This is a genomic window from Caulifigura coniformis, assembly GCF_007745175.1.
GTDB classification, from domain to species: Bacteria; Planctomycetota; Planctomycetia; order Planctomycetales; family Planctomycetaceae; genus Caulifigura; species Caulifigura coniformis.
Genome location: NZ_CP036271.1, coordinates 4,495,328 through 4,512,663, shown reverse-complemented (window position 1 = coordinate 4,512,663; position 17,336 = coordinate 4,495,328). Strand labels below are relative to the sequence as shown.

The window sequence follows — 17,336 nt, the reverse complement described above, 5'->3', positions numbered from 1 at the left end:
CCGCCACCCATCGACCACGCTGCCCATCGCGGCTACCCTCCCCCCCGCGGGCTCACACAATCTACGAGTGCACACACCAATGGCGAAGAAGTCCGCATCCGGCAACAAGTCCCAGGCAATCCGTGAAGCCCTGGCCGCTAACCCTGACGCATCCCCGAAACAGATCGCGGAGAAGGTCAACAAACAGGGGTTCAAAGCGACCCCGGCGTACGTCAGCATCGTGAAGTACAACCAGTCAAAGGCCAGCGGGAAAGCGGGCCGGAAGGTCCGTGTGAAACGGGCCGGCAAGGGAGCTGCATTGATGCCGATTGAGGTGCGCAACGGCTTCGCTCCTATGCAGACGGCCCTGGACTTCATCACCGCCTGTGGCGGACTCGATCAGGCTAAGGCTGTTCTGGCACAGGTCGAGACGATCAGGGCTGTTGTCTGAGGACGTGTGTCAGTGACTTGATGTTGAGTCTCACGGCTCGCCGAGCGATGATGCCGGGCGGGATTTTTAGGTTGATGGGATGAATGATGGAATAGGCCCGGTTGTTCTCGCGTGGGTTGTGGGCATCGTCGTAACCGCATGGTTTTGGCGCAGGCTCATTGCGAGACGCTTATTCCGCGAGATTGGCTGCTATCTCGCGATTTCGGCAGGCTTGCTCGCAGTTCCAGTTGGACTCTACGCGGCATCCGGAACTGGCTGGAAGGCTGGTGTCTGCTCATCCATGCTGCCCATCTTGGCGATGATGATCGGCATGCTTCACCTGGCCCTTCGAAATCGTCGCTGAAACTATTTCGGGCCGTAAGTTTTCAAAATGCACCACTACCCGGCCGGGTGGCGGTGTGAGTCACCAGGGCCGTGTGGTGGGCCGATGTGGCCCAACTCGCTCACTCCTCAGACTCGCGGAAGCTGCTGAGTGGACGACGGAAGTGACGGATCGCCCGGCCCAGCATGACGCAGCCGACGACAGCCCCTCCGGCCACCAGGCCACACGTCCCATAGATGATGCCGAGCACCGGCACTATCGGATTGTATGTTTCTCCTCTGGCTCGATAGGCCCTCGCTTCAGCCTGTTGCATGCGGCAACCGTGCTGGCAACCTCCGATGGTGCAGAGCCCGATCAGGGCGAACAGAACGCCGTCGGGAATGCGGCGTTTCGGACGTGGTGAGGGAGCGGCCATCACCAGCGTCTGCGTTTCGGCTTCGGAGGGGGGGGGGGCGGTCATGTCAGGTCCGTCCAGAGCCACTTCAGCTTCGTGTTAGCGAAACGTCTGATCGCAACGGCTATGGGCAACGGTCTCCACCATCTGTCGGCCGCCTTCGCGATCCAGTACGCAATGACACACGGCAGGAAGACAATCTTTACAGTAAGCCAAAATCGTTGGAGCAACAGCAGGAGCAAGCTCAAACCGACGTGTACGATTGCCGGAGCGTTCGTCCAGCGCTCCTGTCGCTGCCGGCGGTACTCCAGGCCCTCCTGCCAACGCGGATCGGCCTCAAGTTCGGCCAATTCTTCGGCGGTCGGCCCGCTCCCCGACGGCTGAGGATCGTCAACGAGAACGTATCGCAAGAGATAAAACGCTGCGACCGGCGTGAGCGCCATCCACCAGACAATCACGAACAACGGTACGAGTTCTTCCATAACTTCGGAGTCACGTCGGCAAAGCGATCAAGGAATGGTGCATGCAATCTACCCGCCATCCCCTCTCGCCGCGATCCCCGGTAGACTGCTCCACGGAGGGCTTACCGATGGAACCAAGCCCACCGCCACTGGCTGTTAATCTGCTGGGATGACAACGGACCGCGATAGACAACGGCAGGCCCCCATCAGAGGGGCGTTCATCTTGACGAGCCTTTTCGTCCTGCCTGGCGTTGCCGTCGGGAAATATCTCGGAGACGTAGAAGCTGGTCTCATTGCCGCATGGCTTTTGTCTGCCATCGCAGTCGCAACTTTCGGAATCAGCATGTGGAAGGATAAAGCAAAGCGATCGTCCGGCCAGCGGGGTCGATGACCCCACTCCCCCGACTCCTCCAAACCGGCGCAGGCGACGGGTAGTCGTCTTCGCGAGACCTGCATGAAATTCACCATCACCCCGCCGAGGCTTATCCGGCGCACATGGCGTTGGGCCAGTGATGAAGGTGCCACAAATATCGAGCAACGAATCGTGCTTTCCCGTTGCCGGCAGACATGGAGGTGGTCTTGGACTGGTGACCAACGGTGGACCCTGCATGTGCCCGTCGCCAACATCGGGTGTAGCCTGAACTGGGAACTTTTAGAGGCGGACGAAATCATTGGCACCGCGAAGTACGACCAACGATTCCTCCCCTGGAGATCGAACGGGATTCTTTGGCAGGTGGGCGGGCATCAACTTTCATACTCACGGTTCCGCGCGGCGACCCTTCTGAAAACACGCGGAGGTGACACTCTGGCAGCGTGGCAGTGGCGAAGCCATCCGACTCAGTTGCACGGTGTAACACGGATGGTTGACAGTCGATTCATTGCTCCAATCATCCTCGGTATCGTTTTCGCCGACTTCCTGTGGAGAGACCCGAGCTAAACTTACTGCTCGCGGAACGATCAACGGAAGCATCGTTGCCGATCCACCGCCGCATCCCCGAATGACCGCTCCCCCATCACTACCGAACCGACACAGGCGACGGGCTGTGGTGGCCTTCGGACTACGAAAAGTCAGGATCGTAGCTGGTAGCCGCCTCCCGCTTAGCCGCGAGCTGGTCCCAGCATTCGAGCAAGAGGTCCGCAGTCCGATCAGGTCGACGGTACAGAATGCCTGAGGCCGTCACGATCGAAGACACGACGAGGGTGATGCCAATTGTCATCCCGATGATCGCACCGAGGATGAGAGTGAGCGTGTAGTCGAAATCGACGGGAACCTCACGCTCCCGATCACGAAGCACCTCGACCGCCGCCGAGATCCTGTGTCCCAGATACAGAAAACTGCCAGCACCGAAAAGAAAGAAGACGCCCCCGCTGATCGCCAGCATTGACCCAACACGGCGGCGTGAAGGCTGAAGTCGTCGGACGGACTCCACGTATTCGGCGTCAGTCGTGTGTTTCTTCATTCTCGGTAGGCTTGCAATTAGCACGAGGTCGCGACCGCGAGTCATTCTACAGCGGCTCCGAACGTGAATGTCAGCGTCAGCCTGAGCCTCCCTGCGTTGGTCCTCAGACGCCCGTAGACCGCTTCTGTGCCCTGGACAACCGAACGCACCACCCACTGGCACACCGTCCTCCTACGCCTCTCCACGGCCCTCCCCAGCGTCCGCCACAAGCCGAGCAATATCGACGATCCGCTCGCGAGCCGACGCCGTGAGACGGGGCCAGATGGCGAGGAGATCGGCAAGTGCGCTGTCCTGTGCGCTGTCCGGGACCAAATGGCCCTCAATCCCTTGAGATGCAGGGGGTTGCCTGTTCCGCAGTGGAACGGGCGGGCTTTTTTCGCAAAAGTAGGTCCGGGTGAACACGCGAAACACGACGGGTGGAGCAAGCAATGCGCAAATCGAATTCTCCCGGCAGCGCGACCGTCATGCCGACGATGCGCTACCGCGACGCCAACGCGGCCATCGAATGGCTGAGCAAGGCCTTCGGCTTCGAGAAGAAGGTCGCCTACACGGCCGAGAACGGCGACGTGATGCATGCCGAACTGACCTACGGCGACGGCATGATCATGCTGGGATCTGCCCGGGACGATGAGCTTTCGCAATACATGGGAGTGCCGGCAGAAATCGGCGGTCGCTCGACAGGGTGCGCCTATGTCGTCGTTGATGACGCCCAGCTGCACCATGACCGCGCCGTGGCCGCGGGGGCCAAAATCGTGCGTCCCCTGACGACTGAACCCCACGGCTCGATGTACTGCTGCACCGATCTCGAAGGTCATTTGTGGTGCTTTGGCGATTATGACCCGTGGGAATCCCCGGCAGCGGCGTAGATCACTTCGAACCGGGCCCCGAACTGGAAGGGAGAGCCCCCGCGATCTGGAGAGATCGTGGATTGACCGCTCCACGGACCGGATTTAGAGTCGAAACCGCCACTTTTCCTGCTGACGGGGGTGCGGCGCTGTGACCTCTGCGAGTCGCGAACCACGGCGAGTCGTGAAAGGACCAGGACTGATCGAGTCCCTGGGCTGGACAGCCTCTTACCTGATCGCCCAGATTCTCGCGCTGGCCGCATTCGTCGCGGTCTTCGTCTTTGTGGTATTCGGCTCATGGCCCGCGAACACGCAGGAGATCGTCGACCTCTGCCTTGAGATCGACCTCGACCGCTCTTTCGTCCCGCTCGGTGTGACGAACCTCCTCTGCCTCTTTGTCCTGGCGCCGCTGGTGCGGCTGCGACTGGGACGTGGCGCTCGCGAATACCTGATGGTCCGGCGACCTGAGGCGACGCCGTTGATCCTCGTCGTCGGCTCGATCCTGCCGCTGGCCATCGTCTCCGAACAGCTCTACCGCTGGAGCATGGAGCTGTGGAAGGTTCTCAGCGAGCGGTTTCCGGCCGTCGGGCCCTTTGCCAACGGCAACGCCGTCGAACTGATGGTGCAGTTTGCACGCGCCGAGTCGTTTCCGATCCTGATCGTCGCCGTCGCGCTCGGGCCGGCGATCGGAGAAGAGTTGATTTTCCGCGGGTTGATCGGCAACGGGCTCGTCTCTCGCTGGGGCCGGGCGACAGGAATGGTGATCACGTCGCTCCTGTTTGCCGCGGCCCACGGCTTCCCGCCCCACGCTTTGGCGACGATCCCGATCGGCCTCTATCTGCATCATGTCTATCTGGCGACCGGCAGCTACTGGATGGCCGTCATTGTGCATTTCCTGAACAATCTGCTGGTGATCACGCTGGCAAGGTACGGGGCCGTGGAGGCGCTTCCCGCGTCGCCGGCGCTGCTCTGTTGCTCGGCCGGCTACGTGCTGATGACGGCGTTGTTGCTCGGCCGCGAAGGGCATCCCGCGCCGGTCACCGTGGCGGGCCCGATGCTGCTCACCGGAAGCGCTGGGGCTGCCACACTGCATTTGCGAACGCGACTGATTGCGGTGGCCGCCGTGCTGACCTTCACCTCCGCGTTCGTCTGGACAGCGATGGCCGGCGTCTGATCTCGGCCGGGCATTGAGCCGCAGACGCCGGGATCGTGAGTGCTCTGCCAGCCGGCCCGGTCCACTGCTTCAAGGGCGCTGCAGTCCGGGAGGCTGCGCTCTCGCCGGGTTGGGGCGATTCTCGGGCGCAACAGCCATCCGGTCGTTCGGTTTGTCCGGAACCGGATGGCACGGCGAAGTCGCGGAAAGTTCGCCCGGCCGCCGCGTCGAATCTGCTGGCAGGCGCCGGGAGGAGACGTCGCCGCACCGGGGTGGTGCAGACAGGTTTCCTCCGCCCCTGACGATGGTGACGAACATGCGAAGCGCGCGGATCACGGAAGATTCCCAGGCACTTTCGCGGCGCCGGTTCGTCGGTCGTGCCGCCGGCTGCCTCGCGGCCGGCCTCTCCATTCCCTTTGTCAGCCGCCTCGCCTCCGCTGAGGTAAAGCTCGCGGCCCGCATCACCGCCGAAACCACCGGCACGCACGTCCTCACTCCCGCCTTCAAGCTGGCTGTGAGCGGACTGGAAGCCCTGGCGAATGTCAAAGATTACGAGGCGCTCTTCGTCCGCAAGGAACTGGTCGCGGGAGCGCTCGTCCAGTCGCAGATCGAGATCAAGCTGCGGCAGGAACCGTTCAGCGTCTACCTCAAATTCATCGAGCCCAACGCCGGACGTGAAGTGATCTACGTCGACGGCAAGAACGACGGCAAGCTGCTCGTTCATGAAACGGGATTCGCTTCGCTGGCGGGCACCCTCTCGCTCGATCCGAAGGGATCGCTCGCGATGAATGGAAACCGTTATCCTGTGACGATGATCGGCCTGAAAACGATGACGGAAACCGTCATCGAGAAGTGGCTGCAGGTGAAGAACGAAAAGGACACGAAGGTCAGTATCTACCCGAACGCGACCGTCGGAGACCTCTCCTGCAAAGTCGCCGAAACGGTCCTCGCGAAGCCGGTGGACGGCATCCCACAGCAGACCTGTCGGCTGTACGTCGAGAAGGCGACCGGCATCCCGGTGCGAGTCCAGTCGCTGGCGTTCCCCGCCAAACCGGGCGACAAGCCGGAAACGGTTGAGGACTACTTCTACTCCAGGCTGAAGTCGAATGTCGGGCTCACCGACAAGGATTTCGACGTCGAGAACCCCGCGTACGGCTTCTGATTCGCCAGGCGGAGCACCGCCATTCGCGGGCCCGGACGTTGTTTTGTAGACTGGCGGAACAGCGCGCGCCGGAATCGCCGGGATCTCATGGCGCGGCGCTGAACCCGTCGTCTGCATGACTGCTGCAATGTCGCTCGAGACCGCCGCAACTCCCATTTCCCAGGCCTTTGCCCGAGCGAAAGCCGAAGGGCGCACGGCATTCATGCCGTTCGTCACAGCCGGTGATCCCGATGTCGCGGCCACGATCCGGCTCGTCCAGAGCCTCGCGGCCGAGAAGGTCGACCTGATCGAAATCGGCTTCCCTTACAGCGATCCGATTGCCGACGGCCCGGTGATTCAGGCATCGTACACGCGGGCACTCAATGCCGGCATCACGATCGACAGGATCCTCGACGCCTTCCGTGCCCTCGACAAGCAGGGAATGCCGCCGATGATTCCGATGGTGTCCTACGCCATCGTGATGCGGCGGGGAGTGGAACGGTTTCTGAAGGAAGCCGTCGCCGCTGGATTCTCCGGGCTCATCATTCCCGATCTTCCAGGAGACGAAGCGGGAGAAATGTTCCAGGCCGTTCGCGCTCACGGGCTCGACCTGATCCAGCTCGTCGCTCCCGGGACGAGCCCGGAGCGGGTTCGAAAGGTCCTCGCATCCTGTTCAGGCTTCGTCTATTGCCTGGGAGTGGTGGGAATCACGGGCGAGCGAAAGAGCGTCGCCGGCGCTCTCGTCGATCAGCTCAAATGGCTGCGGAAGGAGACGAAGCTGCCGCTCGCCGTCGGGTTCGGCGTCAGCCGGCCGGAGCACGTCGCGACCCTCCGGACCGCGGCCGATGGTGTCATCGTCGGCAGCGCGATTGTTCGCCGGTGTGAGCCCCAGGAAGGTCGGACGGCCGACGGCGCCATCAGGGAAGTGGCGGGTTACGTCCACGAGATGGTCGAGGCTTGTGCGAAATAGCGTCCCGATCGTTGGGCCCGGGAACACTCGCTACTTCGACCAGTCGATGCGATCGTACAAGGCCCGCAACCGGGCTGCTCGTGACGGATTGATCGACGCCGCGTGCGCGATTCGCCCCTGCAGGTGTGCGGCAAACTGCGGGTGATTGGTTCGGTTCTGTGTCGAGGGACCGAGCCTCACACAGTTGAACAGGATCGCCTTCAGCCGGTCGAACTCGGCACGTGCCAGGTTCGGATGCTGGTTGACGACGACTCCCGTGACCGTCTGTCGGCCGCTTCGACGGATGATCCGTCGCTTGGAAACGTTCAGGAAGAAGCGTTCCTTCCGGATGATCGTCTCGGTGAGCGGGATGAAGTCGCGCAGCGCCCCGGCGAATTTCTGGTCGCCGGAGAACGTGAGATCGTCGGCATAGCGTGTGTAGGTCACGCCGAACGACCGGGCGAGGCCCGTCAGGCGGACGTCGAGGCCATAGGCCGACATGTTCGCCAGCGCCGGCGAAGTCGGTGCTCCCTGCGGTAGATGGCGGGAAAGATAGGGATTAAGCCCGTAAGGATCCCCACCGGGGAAACTCATCGATGATGGAACCGCGGAGGTCGTCAGGCGTGCCAGCCAGATTGCCGCAGCCCGCGAGAATCCGAGCGTCCTGTAAATCGCGACGACGCGCGAGTAGCGGACGGAGGGATAGAAGTTCTCGAGATCAAATTTCAGCAGCACGTACGGCGCGACATGCTCTCTCGCGTTGAGAATGGCCGAGCGTCCGGCGATGAATCCGAAGGCACGCGGGTGGGCGTCTGCCTTGTCGAGAATCTCGCGGAGGATCTTTTCCTGGACCGCTTTCAGCTGCTTCTTCGGCGATTCGATCAACCGATGGCCGCCGGATCGTTTCTTCAGCCAACGGAAATTGTAGTGGGCGCTTCGCTCCGACTGCGGCTTGTGATTCTCGAAGAACCGGCCTGACAGCCAGGCCAGACGCCCCAGCGGGATCTCCAGCCACTCGGCAATGTCGGCCGGCGTCTGCAGCCGAGGGAGACCCAGGTGATCGAGCAGCCCGAGGTCGGCGTCCGTGCTGAGATCGAGATACTCCCCGAGGGCAGTGGGAGCGGCGAACGTATAGGGACGCCGCGCGACGCGCTCGGCCTTGGGCGATGTCCGTCGAGGCTTCGACTGGTAGCGAAAGGGGGGAAGCTTGCGAGCGGGGCCGCGCTTCCCCGCCGGTGTCGCGACCGGCAGACTCTTCGGAGCGACCGGCATCTGGCTCGCGCGGGGCGCGGGCGACGAACCCGCCGTGTCGGTCGGCGATGCCGGGGCGCCGAACAGCAGGCGACGCAACAGATCAAAGAGTCCCATGTGAAAGCAGAGTCAGGGCGGGCGTGGTGTCCGGCGAGTCAGAGGGAGGCACGGGGTGGAGATGCCGATCGATGAGAATCCCGGACGCCGACTTCCCAGCGTTGAACACCGATCAATGGCCACCTTCGTCCGGCGATATCGCTCGTCCTGAAAGAGGAAAATCAAATCTGTGGCCTGCGGATCGCACAACGACTCCTGTGGCGAATCGAGGCTGCGGTGGAAGGGCCCACCGCGCGTCGATTCCCGTTCGAATGGCCGGCAACGCTTCGACCGCGGGGTAACCCCGCAGCGTTCCCCGAAGGGAACATGATGCTTGTGCGATCCTCAGGCCACGCCGGGATTATGCGGCGTGGCCAAGAGCGGCGTCAATCCACGAATTGCCCTTCAATCACTCCACTTCGAACGACTCTCCGAACCCGGGGACGATCGGCGGCTCATTGCAATAGTCCTTCAGGACTTCGGCCAGTGATCGGGCCGACTCGGGTTCTCCGTGGACGAGAAAGGCCTGGCCGATTCCCTCATCCCGGGCCATATGCTCGAACCACCACTTGAAGTCCGGCAGATCTGCATGTGCAGAAAGCCCTTCGAGTTGTTCGACGTGCGCTCGCAGCGGGTACTCGCGATCGAAGATGCGCACATACGGCCGGCGATCCGCGATCTGACGCCCGAGCGTATAGGGGGCCTGGTAGCCGATGAGCAGCACGGTGTTGCGTTCATCGCTGACGGCATTCTTCAGATGATGCACGATGCGGCCGCTCTCACACATCCCGCTCGCGGAGATCACCATGAATGCGCCTTCGCGGCGATTCAGGGCGACGCTTTCCTCCTTCGTCGCGACGTAAGAGAGCGTCGCGAATCCGAAGGGGTCGGCATCGGTCGCCTGGATCGCCTTGAACGGCTCGTCGAGGATGTCCATGTGCTGTCGGAAGACGTTCGTCAGCCGCCGCGACAGGGGGCTGTCGACGAGAATCGGGAGATGCGGCAGAGTGCCGGCGTTGAACAGCTCGTTCAGAAAGTAAACCAGTTGCTGCGTCCGCCCCAGTGAAAACGCAGGGACGATCACGCGCCCTCCCAGAGCGACGGCCTCCTTGAGGATCCGGACGATCGCGGCCTTCAGGTCATCGGCCGGAGGATGGACCCGGTTTCCATAGGTCGACTCCGTGATGAGCACATCGCAGCCGCCGAGCAATTCGGGATCCTTGAGAAGAGGCATGTCCCGTCGGCCGAGATCCCCGGTGAACGTGACGCGCTTCGTCTCTCCCTTGTCGCGCAGGTGCAACTCCGTGATCGCCGATCCGAGGATGTGGCCCGCATCGGAGAACCGCAGCTTGAATCCCGGGCCCAGTTCGTGCCATTCGGAATAGCTCAGCCGCTCGAACAGCCGGCAGACCCCCCGAACGTCGGCTTCATCGTACAGCGGCTCGATCGGCGGATGCCCCGGGCGGAGCTTCCTCTCGAGATACCGCACGTCTTCCGCCTGGATCTTCGCGCCGTCCAGCAGCATCACTTCGGCAACATCAGCCGTCGCCGAAGTGCAGAACACAGGTCCGCGGAATCCCGCCCGGTAGAGCCCCGGCAGATTGCCGCAATGGTCGGTGTGGGCGTGAGACAGGATGACGGCATCGAGGTCTTTCGGCCGGCAGTGGAACTGTTCGTTCTTCTTGCGCGAAGGGGCCCGGGGCCCCTGAAACAGGCCGCAGTCGAGCAGAATCCGGCGTTCCGATGTTTCCAGCAGGTGCTGGCTGCCAGTGACTTCCCCTGCGGCCCCGAGAAACGTGATCTTCATCCGTCGATTCTCTCCCCGTGACGTTTTCGTAACCGTGCGGAGACACGCATGGTCTCGGGCGGCACACACTGCTATATCACTTCGGTCCAAGCTCCCGCCACCTCTGAGGCTTCCGTGTCCGGCACGTCGTCATCCCCCCGCTGGAAGAAGTGGGGACTGAATCTCCTGGGCGCAGCTGTTTCCATTGGCTGCCTGTGGTGGGCCGCTGCGGACATGCTCAGCACGCCTGAGAAACGCGCCGAAATCGCGAATGCCTTTCGGAATGCCAACTATTGGATGCTCATTCCGTTCTGGGCTGCTCTCTTCGGTTTCTATTGGCTCAAGGCGTGGCGCTGGCGACTTCTCCTGAAACCTCTCGGCGACTTTCGCCCCCTCCGCGATCTGATCCGGCCTATCCTCATCGGATTCGGCTACAACAACGTCCTTCCCGCCCATCTCGGCGAATTCGTACGGGTCTTCGTCATGGGGCGCAAGCATCGCCTTCCCATGACGGCGGTGCTCTCGTCGGTCGTCCTGGAACGGGTCTTCGACATCTTTGCGATTGTCGCCTTCATGGGTCTCGGACTTCTGTTCGTCCCGGACGTCGATCCCGACATCAAACGCTACGGATTGATGGGAGCCGCGTCCGCGTCCGTCCTCGTTGCCGGTGCATTCCTCTTTGTCATCTGGACAGATCCCTTCGTTCGTCTGTTCGAGGCCGTTCTCAGCCGCATTCCGTTTCTCCCGAAAGGCCTCGCCGCGAAGCTCGCCGGACTACTCGAGTCGGCCGCTGATGGGCTGCACTCGTTGCACAGCCCGGGGCTTCTGATCGGGATTTTCGGCTCGTCTCTGGCCCAGTGGGCGCTCAACGGATGGATGATGTACCTCGCCCTCCAGAGCTTCGGCATCCACGAATCGCCCTGGGTCTCATGTATCCTCCTGGCCGCGGTCGCCTTTGGCGTCACCGTCCCGTCGACGCCCGGCTATGTGGGCGTCATTCAAGCCCTGTTCTGGCTCGTCCTCCGTCAGTTCACCGACGACAAGGCCGGCGTCCTCGGAGCCTCGATCGTCTATCAGTTCGCCCAGTGGGTCCCCGTGACGGTCCTCGGCCTCTACTTCTTCAGCCGCACGGGCCTCAAGGTGTCGCAGGTCCAGCAGGCGGCGGAAACCACGCCGGACACACACCTTGCCGCCAACGCCCCGCCGGCCAGTTGACGCCCCGCTAAAATGCCTTCATAACTCGGCTGGCTTTCCCGCCGAACAACAGGCCCCGCCAAGACTTGAAGGATTCAACGTGACGACGGAGAGAGTGATTATCATCGGATCCGGCCCGGCGGGCTGGGCCGCCGCCATCTACGCCGGTCGCGCGCAGCTGTCGCCGCTGGTGTTCGAAGGGGCCATCACGCAGGAAAACCAGGACAAGGGGACCCTGCCGCTCGGCCAGCTGAACCTCACGACAGAAATCGAGAACTATCCCGGCTTTCCGGCCGGCAACGTGGTTCCCTTCCTCGATTCGGCTCTCCCCGCCGATCGCCGCGCCATGATGCCCGACCACCAGGGACACGGCATCAGCGGCCCGGAACTCATGTTCCTGATGCGGCAGCAGGCCGAGAACTGCGGTGCACGGATCATCACGGACGACGTCGTCGACCTCGATTGCTCGAAGCGCCCCTTTGTCCTTAAGACGCTGGAAGGGGAGACCCACCAGGCGCATTCGATCATCATCGCGACCGGAGCCCGGGCCAACTACCTGGGGCTCCCGTCGGAAGACCGCTTCAAGAACCGCGGAGTGTCGGCCTGTGCCGTGTGCGACGGCGCGCTGCCCCGTTTCCGCGAGAAGCCCCTCGTCGTCGTCGGTGGCGGCGACAGCGCGATGGAAGAAGCCACATACCTGACGAAATTCGGCTCGAAGGTCTATCTCGTCCATCGCCGTGATTCGTTCCGCGCCAGCAAGGTGATGGCCGAACGCGTCCTCGAGAACCCGAAGATCACCGTGAAGTGGAACTCCGTGGTGAGTGAAGTCCTGGGGGATGACGATCGCGGAGTGACGGGCGTGAAGCTCACCTCCACTGTCGGCGGTGCTCCGGAAACGCTCGAAGCCGGCGGCTACTTCGCAGCCATCGGCCACACCCCCAATACCGACTTCCTCAAAGGGCAGCTCAAGCTGACCGACAAGAAATACATCGTCTGGACGAAACCGTTCCGGACGTTCACGAGCGTCGAAGGCGTGTTCGCGGCCGGTGACGTCGCCGACGACTACTATCGCCAGGCCATCACGGCCGCAGGATCGGGCTGTCAGTCGGCACTCGACTGCGAACGCTGGCTCGCCGCCCAGGGCGTGCACTAGTCCGCGCGGAAAAGCCCACGGGCCGAAACCTGTGGGCCTGAAGCAAATCCGCCATCCGCTGCGGCCGGAAGGCTGCAGTTTTACGAAGAAGTAGAGGAACGGTTTCTCACAATGGTTCGCATCAGTCCTGTCAGGCGCGCTCTCGTTCCCGTCAACTCGGAGGCAGCCGCGCGGATCAGCGCTCCCAATTACGACGAGTTTCAGTCGGATCGCGAGATCTGGGAGATGCTTCAGGCTCGCCCGGACAACCTGCTCCGCGTGACGATGCCGCACTGCCACGTTCCATCGCTCGAAAATACCGGTGTCGACGGCTCTCCCGAGGCCCTGGCTCACGGCTACCAGCAGATGCGGGACCTCGAGGCCTCGCCGCTCACACGCGAAGTCAACGACCTCCTCTGGGTCTACGAAATCACGTCGCCCAAGAGGCCGATGGAGCCGCAGTTGGGCCTCGGCGGTTGCGGGCACACGTCGCAGATTCGCACCGAAGAGCACCCCGAGGGAGTCGTCATCCGCAACGAGGGAATCCATCCCGACAAGGCGGCCGGCCGGGCCAGGCTTCTGGAAGCGATCCATTGCGACACGGGATTCGTGAACCTCGCCGTCCGCGATGCCCACAGCTCCCTTCTGGGCGGGCTTCAGGAAGTGGCCCGTTCACGGAATTGCGACTTCGCCGCCGACGACGAAGGCGGTAACCGCCACCGCATCTGGCTGGTGACCGATCCCCACGAAAAGGCGGTCCTCACTTCGATCCTCGGACAGGAATCCGCCGCTTACGTGGCCGACGGAAACCACCGCAGCGCCGCTGCCGCGAGCCTCGGACACGAGCATTTCCTCGCCGTCTTCTTCCCTGTCTCACGGATGGGCCTCGAGCCCTACAACCGGCTCCTCAAGGTCGGAAGCATCGACACCGCCGAGCTTCTGCGGCGGCTCGAGAACGATTTCCAGATCGAAAAGCGCGGCTCGATGAACGGCTTCCGTCCGGGACGAGTTCATGAAGTCGGGGTCTACGCCAACGGGGAATGGTTCGTACTCACCGTCCGGCCTGGGCGAATGGACGCCCTGTCGGCCGTTCGCAGCATCGACGCCGATTTCCTCCAGCGGCAGGTGATCGAGGGGATCTTCGGGATCACCGACGCCCGGGACAAACGGATCACGTATGTCGGCGGCAACAAGGACGCCGGTTGGCTCAAGGCCGAGGTTGATTCAGGCAACTACTCGCTGGCGATGTCGCTGGCGCCGGTCACCATGGACCAGTTCATCGCCGTCTGCGAACAGAACCAGTTCATGCCGCCTAAGTCGACCTGGTTCGATCCGAAGATCCGCACCGGGCTCGTCATGTCGTTGCTCGACCCGCCGAACCTGGACTGAAAACCATTCCGGGTGGAGCGGCAGACTGCTGCTAGGGAGAGGGAAAAGTTGATGAGCGTACCGCTCGAGGTCGATTGCACGACCACAAACGCGCAGCTGGCGGCTGGCACGCCGCTCTTCTTTGTCGACTGTCGCGAACCGGACGAAGACGCCGTCGCCCGGATTGAAGGAGCGACGTTGATTCCAATGTCGCAACTGGCGGATCGCGTCGAAGAATTCCGGCCGTATACGGACGTCCCGATCATCATCCACTGCCATCACGGCGGGCGGAGTCTGCGGGTCGCCATGTGGCTGCGTCAGCAGGGCTTCCCGCAGGCACAGAGTATGGCCGGCGGAATCGACCACTGGTCGCAGACAATCGACCCAGCGGTGCCGCGCTATTAAGCCTCGGCCGATCGACGCCCCGGCTCAGCCCTGTCGCCACACAATCTGCGATCGTCCTTTCACGAGGTCCAGGCAGACCGTCGTCGTTTCGTCATCACGGTGATACATCCCGCTCGCCAGGTCGAGCTTTCGTGAACAGCGTTTCAGCGGCGTCTCCGATCCGCCAGCCACGACGATCGGCGCCCCTTGGGGCGAAGTCTCGACTTCCACTGTGAATGCCGGACAGGCGTAGGGAGCTTTCAGGGCGATCGCCGCATCCTCCCGGCTCAGCGTCGTCAGTTCTTTCGCCGCCCAGTAGCGGGCGATCTCGCTGAGCTTCATCCACAGCACATTGTCGTTGCGTCGATGCACCCGCTCGACGGCCGTCTTGAAAACGTTGAAGCCATATTCCTCGCCGTTGAAGTAGATGCCTGGCCAGTGGCAGACGAGGATCGCCGGTTCGCCCCGGTCGATCACCTCAGGCAGCCGGCCTCCCTTGAGGTCTTCCGTGATGAACTGGTCGACGTGACCCCGCTCCAGACCGTCCCAGCCGCCAAACCAGTCCCCCGTGCAGCCGAGAATCGACACGACACATTTCGGATCATCCGTGTCGAGGTCGCGGGCGTACTGCACCAGCGGTGCGACGCTCTTGTCGTTGGTGAACAGGTCGCGGAAGTAGTGAGGAATCTCGGCCCCGAACACGTCACGCACGGCGTTGAAAGTTCCCTGGGCCAGCGATTCGCGGGCGCGGTTTCCGAATCCGCCGGGCGTCGTCACTCCCTCGCAGGGAAGGCCTGCATTCTTCAGCACCCTGAGGGCATAGGCCAGGTATTCCGACATCTCGTCGACTGAACGGCCGACGCTCCACTCCCAGTTCTCCATGAAGCGGGCCGAACGCTCCTCATACGGGCGTCCGGTCTTGGGATTGATGACCCAGGTGTGCGTGACCATCTCGGGATGGAAATCCCAGTTGGTCGACATGAACTCGCGGAGCAGCTTGAGACTCGCTTCGAGTTCCCCTTTTGTCCATCCGGGCATTTCCCGGTCGACCCAGCCGACACAGGCGGGGTAGGGGACGACGCTGTATTTGCCCTTGACCCCGTGCTCGCCGCACCAGTCGCCGAACTTCCGGACAAAGTCGTCCGGGATCTCCGTGGGGAGTTTCCGCCAATCCTGCTTGTACCGGCCTGGGAACACCTCGGCAAACTGCGGAATGCAGTAATGGGCGAGGTTCACCAGGCACGTGCTGTCATCAATGATGAAGCTCAGCGGCACCCGCCCCCGGGGATTGATGACGCGGACTCCGCGGATCGGCGCCGGACGCTCGCCGGCGGACTGGCCCAGCGTCTCTTGGCCAAGGAATAAACCAGCAGCGGCCCCGCCCAGAGACTGCTTCAGGAACTGACGGCGTCCCAGAGGGGATGCCGTATGGAGGTGACCCCAGGCAGACAGTGCATCCATCTTCGTCCCCTACAACAGGCGACCGACGATCGACCAGAGTACGAGCAACACGACGGGCAGGACCAGCAAAAAAGGGAGGACGCCGCTCACGCTGATGAGTGAGCGGCGCCCTGCGTGTTTCCGACTCCACAGCCACAGTGAGAGAATCATGGTTCGTCCGCAGTCGATGCCGCGCATGATCCTGATCTCAATCAGGCTGCCGCAACGCGGCTATTGGCCCGGATGCAGCACCCGCACCTGGGAATTGCCGGGGCGGGAAAGCGTCAACTTGTTCGTTTCCGCGTCGTAGCTCACAACCGCGTCAGGGTGCCCCTGTGCGGCCTCTTCCAGAATCGCCTCCAGCGCCTGAACCGCCGCCACCACCTGCCGGTCGGCAGCAAGGTCGTTGTACGCCAGCGAACGCATTTCCTTGAGGCGATCAGCCCGATCGGCCGCGGGGCCTCCTTTTTCGACGTAAGCCACTTCCCGCACGAAACGTTCGATCACTTCGATGCCGTAGCCGCGCTGCGAACGGGCTTCCCACGGCTCGAGGAACGTGCCGTTGTAGTGCGTGTTGATCGTCGTTTTCAGCTCGTTCGGAGTGCGGTCCTCGACGGTGAGTTCCACCCCCCGCTTGCGAGAATGGCCGTTCCACACGCCGTTATCGAACCGGAACTGCACTTCCTGTTCGACGTAGCCCGGGAAGTTGTTCGGAGTGACCCAGGAAGTGTGGATGTCGTAGGCCGCCTCACGCCCGTCGGCATGCTCGTAAATCATCCGCATCTGCACGCTGTCCCACGTCGGTCCGTCCTTGGGACCCACCAGCCCTCGCTGGCCCGTCGCAGTCACCGTTTTCAGACGTCCGCCAAACGTGAAGTCGATCAGCTTGATGTAGTGAACCGCGACGTACGTGCCCGGGTTTCGGCCCGTGATCCATTCCGCGAACTGCGAACCCGAGATTGATTTCGGCTCGAGCAGCGAGCAGTAGCCATTGTTGATGTGCGTCAAGACGCCGTCTGCGACCAGCGTGCGGAGCTTCTTGTGATCCGGGTCCAGAAGCTTGTGATAAACGACCTTCGCCAGCACCCCCTTCTCGTGGGCCAGCTTCACGAGTTCATCCAGTTCGCGGAGTGACAGCACCGAGGGCTTCTCGATGATGACATGCTTCCCCGCCTCAAGGGCCTTCCTGGCCGAGTCAAAGTGACGGTCGTCAGGCGTCGCCACGCACACAAGGTCGACATCGGTCGCGACCAGCTGCTCCAGGGCCTGTTCACCGGAGAAATTCTTGAAGTCCGCGATGTTTTTCCCGGCCGACTTCTTGTACGCCGCAGCCCGTTTCCCGGTCCGCGTACCGACTGCCGAAAGCTCGATATCAAGAGCGCCGAACCTTCGATCCCACAGGCCTTCGACGTGAGCACGCTCGAAGAACGGGCGGTACGTTTCATCGAAGATCATCCCGAGCCCGACCATTCCTGCTCTCAGGACTGATGATCCACCCGCAGCCATTCCAAACTCCAATCAAGACATCGA

The 17,336-nt window shown here is 62.5% G+C and carries 16 protein-coding genes; 9 read left to right on the top strand and 7 right to left on the bottom strand.

The annotated features are described in order from the left end of the window. The first annotated feature begins 79 nt into the window (after positions 1-79). On the top strand, positions 80-430 hold the full coding sequence (locus Pan44_RS18200) for a hypothetical protein (RefSeq protein ID WP_145031793.1): 351 nt from the start codon (positions 80-82) through the stop codon (positions 428-430). A 443-nt stretch (positions 431-873) separates the two neighbouring features. Here Pan44_RS18200 and Pan44_RS18195 read toward each other — a convergent pair whose 3' ends face one another. From Pan44_RS18195 to Pan44_RS18185, 3 genes are all read right to left on the bottom strand, one after another. Beyond that, positions 874-1,212, bottom strand: a complete 339-nt coding sequence (locus Pan44_RS18195; RefSeq protein WP_145031790.1) for a hypothetical protein — start codon at positions 1,210-1,212, stop codon at positions 874-876. Continuing rightward, the gene (locus tag Pan44_RS18190) at positions 1,209-1,628 is read right to left on the bottom strand and encodes a hypothetical protein (RefSeq protein WP_145031787.1); all 420 of its coding nucleotides are present in this window, start codon (positions 1,626-1,628) and stop codon (positions 1,209-1,211) included. Before Pan44_RS18190 ends, Pan44_RS18195 begins: the two co-directional genes overlap by 4 nt. Before the next feature lie 1,037 nt (positions 1,629-2,665). Beyond that, a complete protein-coding gene (locus Pan44_RS18185; RefSeq protein WP_145031784.1) occupies positions 2,666-2,989 on the bottom strand; it encodes a hypothetical protein in 324 nt (107 codons plus the stop codon). Between the two features lie 506 nt (positions 2,990-3,495). Between Pan44_RS18185 and Pan44_RS18180 the strand changes: the two genes are divergently transcribed. The 4 genes from Pan44_RS18180 to trpA all read left to right on the top strand — a co-directional run bounded on the left by Pan44_RS18180 (position 3,496) and on the right by trpA (position 7,176). Then, positions 3,496-3,933 (top strand): VOC family protein, encoded by a 438-nt coding sequence (locus Pan44_RS18180; protein WP_145031781.1) that lies wholly within the window; start codon positions 3,496-3,498, stop codon positions 3,931-3,933. A 163-nt stretch (positions 3,934-4,096) separates the two neighbouring features. Further along, positions 4,097-5,086, top strand: coding sequence for a CPBP family intramembrane glutamic endopeptidase (locus Pan44_RS18175; protein WP_145031778.1), 990 nt, complete (start codon positions 4,097-4,099; stop codon positions 5,084-5,086). 295 nt (positions 5,087-5,381) lie between these two features. Then, positions 5,382-6,227 (top strand): DUF1571 domain-containing protein, encoded by an 846-nt coding sequence (locus tag Pan44_RS18170; protein ID WP_197453437.1) that lies wholly within the window; start codon positions 5,382-5,384, stop codon positions 6,225-6,227. Between the two features lie 115 nt (positions 6,228-6,342). After that, positions 6,343-7,176: a tryptophan synthase subunit alpha gene (trpA, locus tag Pan44_RS18165; RefSeq protein WP_231754093.1), complete on the top strand. Its 834-nt coding sequence runs from the start codon at positions 6,343-6,345 to the stop codon at positions 7,174-7,176. 30 nt (positions 7,177-7,206) lie between these two features. Here the strand turns inward: trpA and Pan44_RS18160 are convergent, their stop codons facing one another. Both Pan44_RS18160 and Pan44_RS18155 read right to left on the bottom strand, forming a co-directional pair. Further along, complete coding sequence (locus Pan44_RS18160; protein WP_145031768.1) at positions 7,207-8,523, bottom strand: reverse transcriptase family protein; 1,317 nt, start codon at positions 8,521-8,523, stop codon at positions 7,207-7,209. A gap of 388 nt (positions 8,524-8,911) precedes the next feature. Next, positions 8,912-10,309 (bottom strand): MBL fold metallo-hydrolase, encoded by a 1,398-nt coding sequence (locus Pan44_RS18155; RefSeq protein WP_145031764.1) that lies wholly within the window; start codon positions 10,307-10,309, stop codon positions 8,912-8,914. A 114-nt stretch (positions 10,310-10,423) separates the two neighbouring features. Between Pan44_RS18155 and Pan44_RS18150 the strand changes: the two genes are divergently transcribed. From Pan44_RS18150 to Pan44_RS18135, 4 genes are all read left to right on the top strand, one after another. Next, entirely contained in the window at positions 10,424-11,503 is a 1,080-nt protein-coding gene (locus Pan44_RS18150) for a lysylphosphatidylglycerol synthase transmembrane domain-containing protein (RefSeq protein ID WP_197453436.1), read from the top strand. Positions 11,504-11,582: 79 nt separating this feature from the next. Continuing rightward, positions 11,583-12,635 (top strand): NAD(P)/FAD-dependent oxidoreductase, encoded by a 1,053-nt coding sequence (locus Pan44_RS18145; RefSeq protein ID WP_145031758.1) that lies wholly within the window; start codon positions 11,583-11,585, stop codon positions 12,633-12,635. 111 nt (positions 12,636-12,746) lie between these two features. Continuing rightward, entirely contained in the window at positions 12,747-14,003 is a 1,257-nt protein-coding gene (locus Pan44_RS18140; protein ID WP_145031755.1) for a DUF1015 domain-containing protein, read from the top strand. Between the two features lie 51 nt (positions 14,004-14,054). Beyond that, a complete protein-coding gene (locus Pan44_RS18135; RefSeq protein WP_145031752.1) occupies positions 14,055-14,387 on the top strand; it encodes a rhodanese-like domain-containing protein in 333 nt (110 codons plus the stop codon). A gap of 24 nt (positions 14,388-14,411) precedes the next feature. On the opposite strand, the gene Pan44_RS18130 is transcribed toward Pan44_RS18135, so the two are convergent. After that, positions 14,412-15,827 (bottom strand): hypothetical protein, encoded by a 1,416-nt coding sequence (locus Pan44_RS18130; RefSeq protein ID WP_197453435.1) that lies wholly within the window; start codon positions 15,825-15,827, stop codon positions 14,412-14,414. A gap of 210 nt (positions 15,828-16,037) precedes the next feature. After that, positions 16,038-17,312: a Gfo/Idh/MocA family protein gene (locus Pan44_RS18125; RefSeq protein WP_197453434.1), complete on the bottom strand. Its 1,275-nt coding sequence runs from the start codon at positions 17,310-17,312 to the stop codon at positions 16,038-16,040. Positions 17,313-17,336: the final 24 nt, after the last annotated feature.